13 protein-coding genes are annotated in these 6,066 nt (G+C 61.5%); all 13 read right to left on the reverse strand.

The features are described 5' to 3' along the window. Positions 1-11 precede the first annotated feature (11 nt). Positions 12-338, reverse strand: a complete 327-nt coding sequence (locus GXY47_16450) for a 50S ribosomal protein L24 (GenBank protein ID NLV32731.1) — start codon at positions 336-338, stop codon at positions 12-14. Positions 339-363: 25 nt separating this feature from the next. Continuing rightward, positions 364-735, reverse strand: a complete 372-nt coding sequence (gene rplN, locus GXY47_16455; protein NLV32732.1) for a 50S ribosomal protein L14 — start codon at positions 733-735, stop codon at positions 364-366. A 39-nt stretch (positions 736-774) separates the two neighbouring features. Beyond that, positions 775-1,050, reverse strand: coding sequence for a 30S ribosomal protein S17 (rpsQ, locus tag GXY47_16460; protein ID NLV32733.1), 276 nt, complete (start codon positions 1,048-1,050; stop codon positions 775-777). Positions 1,051-1,109: 59 nt separating this feature from the next. Then, a complete protein-coding gene (rpmC, locus tag GXY47_16465; GenBank protein NLV32734.1) occupies positions 1,110-1,304 on the reverse strand; it encodes a 50S ribosomal protein L29 in 195 nt (64 codons plus the stop codon). After that, positions 1,304-1,723, reverse strand: coding sequence for a 50S ribosomal protein L16 (gene rplP / locus GXY47_16470; protein ID NLV32735.1), 420 nt, complete (start codon positions 1,721-1,723; stop codon positions 1,304-1,306). The genes rpmC and rplP overlap by 1 nt, the downstream gene beginning before the upstream one ends. A 20-nt stretch (positions 1,724-1,743) precedes the next feature. Further along, entirely contained in the window at positions 1,744-2,397 is a 654-nt protein-coding gene (rpsC, locus tag GXY47_16475; GenBank protein NLV32736.1) for a 30S ribosomal protein S3, read from the reverse strand. Between the two features lie 11 nt (positions 2,398-2,408). Further along, positions 2,409-2,765: a 50S ribosomal protein L22 gene (gene rplV / locus GXY47_16480; protein ID NLV32737.1), complete on the reverse strand. Its 357-nt coding sequence runs from the start codon at positions 2,763-2,765 to the stop codon at positions 2,409-2,411. Positions 2,766-2,919: 154 nt separating this feature from the next. Continuing rightward, positions 2,920-3,210: a 30S ribosomal protein S19 gene (gene rpsS, locus GXY47_16485; protein ID NLV32738.1), complete on the reverse strand. Its 291-nt coding sequence runs from the start codon at positions 3,208-3,210 to the stop codon at positions 2,920-2,922. 8 nt (positions 3,211-3,218) lie between these two features. After that, positions 3,219-4,046 carry a 50S ribosomal protein L2 gene (gene rplB, locus GXY47_16490; protein NLV32739.1) on the reverse strand — a complete coding sequence of 276 codons (828 nt, stop codon included), beginning with the start codon at positions 4,044-4,046 and terminating at the stop codon, positions 3,219-3,221. Between the two features lie 20 nt (positions 4,047-4,066). Beyond that, positions 4,067-4,360: a 50S ribosomal protein L23 gene (locus tag GXY47_16495; protein ID NLV32740.1), complete on the reverse strand. Its 294-nt coding sequence runs from the start codon at positions 4,358-4,360 to the stop codon at positions 4,067-4,069. Continuing rightward, complete coding sequence (gene rplD / locus GXY47_16500; GenBank protein ID NLV32741.1) at positions 4,357-4,983, reverse strand: 50S ribosomal protein L4; 627 nt, start codon at positions 4,981-4,983, stop codon at positions 4,357-4,359. The genes GXY47_16495 and rplD overlap by 4 nt, the downstream gene beginning before the upstream one ends. Before the next feature lie 60 nt (positions 4,984-5,043). Continuing rightward, positions 5,044-5,673: a 50S ribosomal protein L3 gene (gene rplC / locus GXY47_16505; GenBank protein NLV32742.1), complete on the reverse strand. Its 630-nt coding sequence runs from the start codon at positions 5,671-5,673 to the stop codon at positions 5,044-5,046. Between the two features lie 82 nt (positions 5,674-5,755). Continuing rightward, the coding region (rpsJ, locus tag GXY47_16510) for a 30S ribosomal protein S10 (GenBank protein NLV32743.1) at positions 5,756-6,066 on the reverse strand (311 nt) is incomplete at its 5' end.

Below are 6,066 nucleotides of genomic sequence, written 5' to 3' on the forward strand. Positions count from 1 at the left end.
CTCGTCGTGCCCTATGCGTCGATAAGCTCGTTGCAGTTCTTGCATACCCGGACCTTGCGGCCGTCCTGGGTGACGCTCGTGCCCACCCGCGCATGCTTGTTGCAGCGCTTGCAAACCACCATCAGGTTGGAGATGTGGATGGGCGCTTCCTTCGGCAGGATTCCGCCCTTCACGTTCTTCTGCGGGTTCGGGCGCGTATGCTTCTGGATGTTGTTGATCCCCTCGACCACGGCCCGGTCCTTGTCCGAGTAGACCTTGAGCACCTTGCCCGTCTTGCCCCGGTCCTTCCCGGCCAGCACGTAAACCATGTCGTTCTTCTTTATATGCACTCTGGGCATCGGATTCCGTCCCTTTCCACCTCTGCTAGAGCACCTCAGGCGCCAGCGAAATGATCTTTAAAAATTCCCGGTCTCTCAGTTCGCGACTGACCGGCCCGAAAACGCGGGTGCCGATCGGCTCCTTCTGGTCGTTGATCAGGACCGCGGCGTTATCGTCGAAACGGATATACGTGCCGTCCTTGCGCCGGTACTCCTTGCGCGTTCTCACTATCACGGCCTTGACCACCTGCCCCTTCTTCACGGTGCCGTCCGGGGCGGCCTCCTTCACATTGGCGGTGATGATGTCTCCAAGGCTGGCAACCCGACCCACCTGGTTGCCCAAGGCGTGAATGCAGGAGATCTTGCGAGCCCCCGAATTGTCCGCCACATCCAAAATCGTCCTCATCTGTATCATGATGACCCTCTATCGATCGACGCTGTGAAACCCGTCAATGCATTACTCGACGCTCGGTGCGACCGAAAGCACCTTCTCCACCCGCCATCTCTTGCGCGCGCTCAGCGGGCGCGTCTCGACGATACGGACCCGGTCGCCCACCTTGCAGGCACCCTGTTCGTCATGCGCCAGGAATTTGGAGGTCTTCCGCTGGATCTTCTTGTACAACCGATGCTGCACCAGCCGGTCCACGGCGACCGTGACCGTCTTCTGCATGGCCGTACTGGTTACGGTTCCCACCTGGCTCTTGCGGATTCCCCTCTTCTGTTCAGTCCCCATCTTTCCCTCATTCGAACAGCGCGTGACGCATCGACGGGCGGCGCGTCACCCGCCGTCCGTCACTTGGTTCGTTCCATTTCCCTCAACACCGTCTCGATGCGCGCGATGTCCCGCCGGACACCCCTCATTTTCGGACCGCTCTCGACCTGCCCGGTCGCGGTCTGAAACCGGAGCTTGAGCAGCTGCTTGCGCAATTCCGATTCTTCCAGGAGCAGGTCTTCCCTGGACATATCCCGAAGCTTGGAAGCCTTCATTACTCCTCCTTTCCGAACCGCTTCACGAATTTCACGGGGATCCCGAGCTTGTTGCCGGCCAGGCGCATGGCCTCCTTCGCCTGCTCCTCGCTCACCCCCTCCATCTCGTAGAGGATCTTGCCGGGACGGACGACGGCCACCCACCCCTCGGGCGCTCCCTTCCCCTTGCCCATGCGGGTCTCGGCCGGCTTCTTGGTGATCGGCTTGTCCGGGAAAACCCGGATCCAGATCTTTCCGCCCCGCTTCACGAAACGGGTGATCGCGACGCGGCCCGCCTCGATCTGGCGGTCGCTGATCCAACCGACCTCCATGGCCTTCAGGCCGTATTCCCCGAAGCTGACCTCGGAACCCCGCCAGGCCTTGCCCCGCCGTTTTCCCTTCTGCTGCTTCCTGTACTTGACCTTCTTAGGCATCAACATGATTCGTGGACTCCTCGATCCTACCGGGCTGCCTTCTCGGGCTTCTGCATCTCAAAAACCTCGCCCTTGTATATCCAGACCTTTACGCCGATGACCCCGTACGTGGTGTGGGCCTCCGCGAAACCGTAATCGATATCCGCCCGGAGCGTATGCAGCGGCAGCTGGCCGCTCAGATACCATTCCGTGCGCGCTATCTCCGCGCCGTTGAGCCGGCCCGAGACCCGGACCTTGATTCCCTTGGCCCCGAAACGCAGGGTGCCGTCGACCGCCCGCCGCATGGCCCGGCGGAAGGCGATGCGCTTCTCCAGCTGCTGCGCGATCCCTTCAGATACGAGCTGCGCATCGAGTTCCGGCTTGTTGACTTCCTGGATCTTCAGGTTGACATCTCTTCCGGTCAGAAGCTGCAGATCCTTCTTCAGCTTCTCGATCTCCGTCCCTTTTTTGCCCACGATGATGCCCGGGCGGGAGGTGAAGATGATGATCGTCAGCTTGTTGGCCGCGCGCTCCACCTCGATCCGGGATATCCCCGCATGGGAGAACTTTTTCTTGAGATTGGTTTTGAGCCGGAGATCCTCATGAAGGAGCGCCCCGTAATCCTTGCGCGCAAACCATCGGGACCGCCATGTTCGGTTGATTCCCAGCCTGAAACCGTAAGGATGAACTTTCTGACCCACGGATGACCTCCCTACCCTTCCTCGATATCCTTGCCTTTAATAGTAATGCTGACGTGTTGGTAGCGCCGCTGCTGCCTGTAGGCCCGGCCCATGGGCGCCGGTCGCACCCTGCGTCGCCACTTCGTCGGCCCGGAATCCACAACCGCGCGATCCACGATGAAGCTGTCCACGTCGGCGGCCGCATTCTTTTCCTTCGCGTTGGCCACGGCAGAGAGCAATACCTTCATGATCGGCTTGGTCGCCCGCTTGTTGGTAAAACGAAGAATGGCCAGCGCATCCTGAACATTTCTGCCACGGATAAGGTCTATGACCAGTCGGGCTTTCTGGGGCGACCCCCTCAAGTATTTGCCTTTTGCTATAGCTTCCATAGTAATCCACAAGGCGGTTTCAGGCACCACGCCGGGATTCTGCCCCGACGACCGGTTCACCCTCGATCCGCCTCCTTCCTCCCGTATGGTGACTGCTCTCAACTCGACCCGGCCGCCTGCGGCCGCTGTGCGCCGCGGCAGGGTCCGGACCCGTCTACGACCTTACCGAGGTTGTCTTTTCCGAAGCCTTGGTGGTGTGCCCCTTGAACATGCGCGTGGGGGCGAACTCCCCGAGCTTGTGGCTGACCATATTCTCGGAAATATAAATGGGTATGAACTTCTTGCCGTTGTGCACGGCCACCGTCATGCCGACCATTTCCGGAATGATCGTAGAGCGCCGGGACCAGGTCTTGACAACCGTCCGGCTGTCCGAGCCGGCCAAAGATTTCACTTTGGTGAGCAAATGCTCGTCGACAAAAGGGCCTTTTTTGACTGATCTGGTCATGCTGCTCCCTATTTGCCCCTGCGCTTGATGATGAAGCGCTGGGTGCGTTTATTGTTCCGGGTTTTGTAACCTTTCGTGGGCTGTCCCCAGGGGCTGACCGGGTTCCGGCCCCCCGAGGTCTTCCCTTCCCCCCCGCCGTGCGGATGATCGATCGGGTTCATGACCACCCCGCGGACCGTGGGCCTCTTGCCCAGCCACCGGCTGCGTCCCGCCTTGCCGATGGAAACGTTCTCGTAATTCAGGTTCCCCACCTGGCCGATGGTCGCGTAGCACTCCAGGTGCACCATCCGGGTCTCCCCGGAGGGCATCTTGATCTGGCCGTACCCCGCCTCCTTGGCGAGCAGCTGGGCCGCGGTCCCGGCGGATCGGGCCATCTGCCCCCCCTTGCCGCTGCGGAGCTCGATGTTGTGGATCATCGTGCCGAGCGGGATGTTCTTCAACGGGAGCGAGTTGCCCACCAGGATGTCGGCATTCTCCCCCGCGATGACCGAGCTCCCGACGGCCAGGCCGTCCGGGGCGAGGATGTACCTCTTTTCGCCGTCGGCGTAGGCGAGCAGCGCGATCAGGGCCGAACGGTTGGGATCGTATTCGAGCGACGCGACCTTCGCCGGGATCTCCCGCTTGTCACGCCTGAAATCGACGATCCGGTAGAGCTTCTTGTGCCCGCCCCCCCGGTGACGGATCGTGATCCGCCCCTTGTTGTTGCGCCCGGAGACCCGCTGCCGGCCCTCCGTAAGCCGCTTCTGCGGCCGGTCGGCGGAGAGCTCCTTCTTGTCGAGCGTGGTCTTGAACCGCACCGCCGGTGATGTCGGATTGTATGTCTTTATGGAAGCCATGATTTCGCCCAGCTCCTGCTTTATACCGTCTCAGAGAATTCGATCATCTTTTCGCCCGCCTTGAGCGTGACGTAAGCCTTCTTCCAGTCGGACCGCCGCCCGACATAGCGCCCCTGGCGCCGCTTCTTGCCGTGGAAGTTGGCGGTGCGCACGCACTGGACCTTCACCTTGAACATCTTCTCGACGGCGTCCTTGATCTCGATCTTGTTGGCATCCCTCAAAACCCTGAATGCCACCGTGCGAAGGTTTTCCTTCATCAGCGTGCTCTTCTCCGTAATGACGGGGAGCCGCAATACGTATTCTCTCCGGTTCATCGGCTCAGTACCTCCTGGACCTTGAGGATGGCGTCCTTGGAAAAAAGCAGCACGTTGCTGTTGACCACATCGTAAATGTTCACTCCCGTCCCGGGGACCAGCTTGACTCCCGGCAGGTTCCGCAGCGCCAGCAGCAGGTTCCGGTCACCGCTCGAATCGACCACCAGGATCTTCCCCGTAAAACCGAAACCCTTGAGGATCTTGAGGAAATCCTTCGTCTTGTGCCCTTCGAGCGGAAGGGCGTCCACCACGGCCAGGGAGTTCCCGCTCAGCTTCGCCGACAGCGCCGAGCGCATCGCCCCCCGCAGCTTCTTGCGCGGAAAGCGGTAGCCGTAGTCCCTGGGCTTCGGGCCGTGAACCGTCCCGCCGTGCCGCCACAGGGGGCTGCGGGCGCTGCCGATGCGCGCGCGGCCGGTTCCCTTCTGCCGCCACAGCTTCTTTCCGCTCCCGCTCACCTCGCCCCGGACCTTGGTGCAGGCCGTTCCGGCGCGGAGCGAATCATTGTAGTGCTTCACCGCTTCCCATATGAGGGGCTGATTGAAATCGGCCTTGAACACCTCGTCGGAGAGCTCGATCTTTCCGACCACCTCATTGGCAAGGTTTTTAACCTCAATTTCCGCCATCACCAACCTCTCGAATTTCGAATGACGACCGGCCCCGGCGGGCCGGCGATCCGCCGGCCCTTAAGCCTTCCTGATTACGACATAGCCGCCGTTGCGGCCCGGTACGGCCCCCTTCACCAGAAGGAGGTTGTCCTGTTCCTCGACCCGCACGACCTGCAGGTTCTGAACCGTCACCCTTTCGCTCCCCATGTGCCCCGCGGCCCGCATCCCCGGCATCACGCGGCTCGGGTAGGCGCTGGCGCCGATCGATCCCGGGGCGCGGTGGAACATCGAACCGTGGCTCTTGGCGCCGCCGCCGAAATGGTGCCGCTTGATCAACCCGGCGAACCCCTTCCCCTTGCTGGTCCCCCAGATGTCGACCTTGTCGTTCGCCTGGAAAACCTGCCCGACGAGGATCTGCGTCCCCACCGCGGGCGCGTCACCGGCCTGGGCACCCCCGAATTCCCGCAGCACCCGGCACGGCGGCACCTCCGCCTTCTTGAAATGCCCGCTTCGGGGTTTCGTCACCCGGGAAGGCCGGATGAATTCCACCAGGCCCAGCTGGAGCGCTTCGTACCCGTCGGCGTCCTTCGACTTGGCCTGAACCACGACGCAGGGCCCGGCCTTGATCACCGTGACCGGGACGACGGTTCCGTTGTCGTCGAACACCTGGGTCATGCCCATCTTAATTCCAATCAGTCCATCAACCATAGTTGCACCCGGTTAGATTTCGGCGGAAAGCAAGCGGCCCATCTCCGCCCCGCAGCCTCCCTGTTCGTTATCACGCAAGTCCCTACTTGTGCTCCGTGCCGAAAGCCTTGATTTCGACATCGATGGCCGCGGGCAGGTCCAGCTTCATGAGAGCGTCGACGGTCTGCGGGGTGGGCTCGAGGATGTCCACCAGCCGCTTGTGCGTCCGGATCTCGAACTGCTCCCGGGATTTCTTGTCCACGTGGGGCGAGCGCAGAACGCAGAATTTGTTCTTGACCGTGGGCAGGGGAATCGGCCCGGAAACACGGGAACCGGTCCGCTTTGCGATATCCACGATCTCAGAGGTGGACTGGTCCAGCACCCTGTAGTCGTAAGCCTTCAGCCTGATTCTTA

Source organism: Acidobacteriota bacterium, from assembly GCA_012729555.1.
Classification (GTDB): domain Bacteria; phylum Acidobacteriota; class UBA6911; order UBA6911; family UBA6911; genus UBA6911.

Coding starts and splice junctions, on each gene's coding strand:
- GXY47_16450 (NLV32731.1), bottom strand. CDS start 338: ATGCCCAGAGTGCATATAAAGAAGAACGACATGGTTTACGTGCTGGCC.
- rpsQ (NLV32733.1), bottom strand. CDS start 1,050: ATGGGGACTGAACAGAAGAGGGGAATCCGCAAGAGCCAGGTGGGAACC.
- rpmC (NLV32734.1), bottom strand. CDS start 1,304: ATGAAGGCTTCCAAGCTTCGGGATATGTCCAGGGAAGACCTGCTCCTG.
- rplP (NLV32735.1), bottom strand. CDS start 1,723: ATGTTGATGCCTAAGAAGGTCAAGTACAGGAAGCAGCAGAAGGGAAAA.
- rplV (NLV32737.1), bottom strand. CDS start 2,765: ATGGAAGCTATAGCAAAAGGCAAATACTTGAGGGGGTCGCCCCAGAAA.
- rpsS (NLV32738.1), bottom strand. CDS start 3,210: ATGACCAGATCAGTCAAAAAAGGCCCTTTTGTCGACGAGCATTTGCTC.
- rplB (NLV32739.1), bottom strand. CDS start 4,046: ATGGCTTCCATAAAGACATACAATCCGACATCACCGGCGGTGCGGTTC.
- GXY47_16495 (NLV32740.1), bottom strand. CDS start 4,360: ATGAACCGGAGAGAATACGTATTGCGGCTCCCCGTCATTACGGAGAAG.
- rplD (NLV32741.1), bottom strand. CDS start 4,983: ATGGCGGAAATTGAGGTTAAAAACCTTGCCAATGAGGTGGTCGGAAAG.
- rplC (NLV32742.1), bottom strand. CDS start 5,673: ATGGTTGATGGACTGATTGGAATTAAGATGGGCATGACCCAGGTGTTC.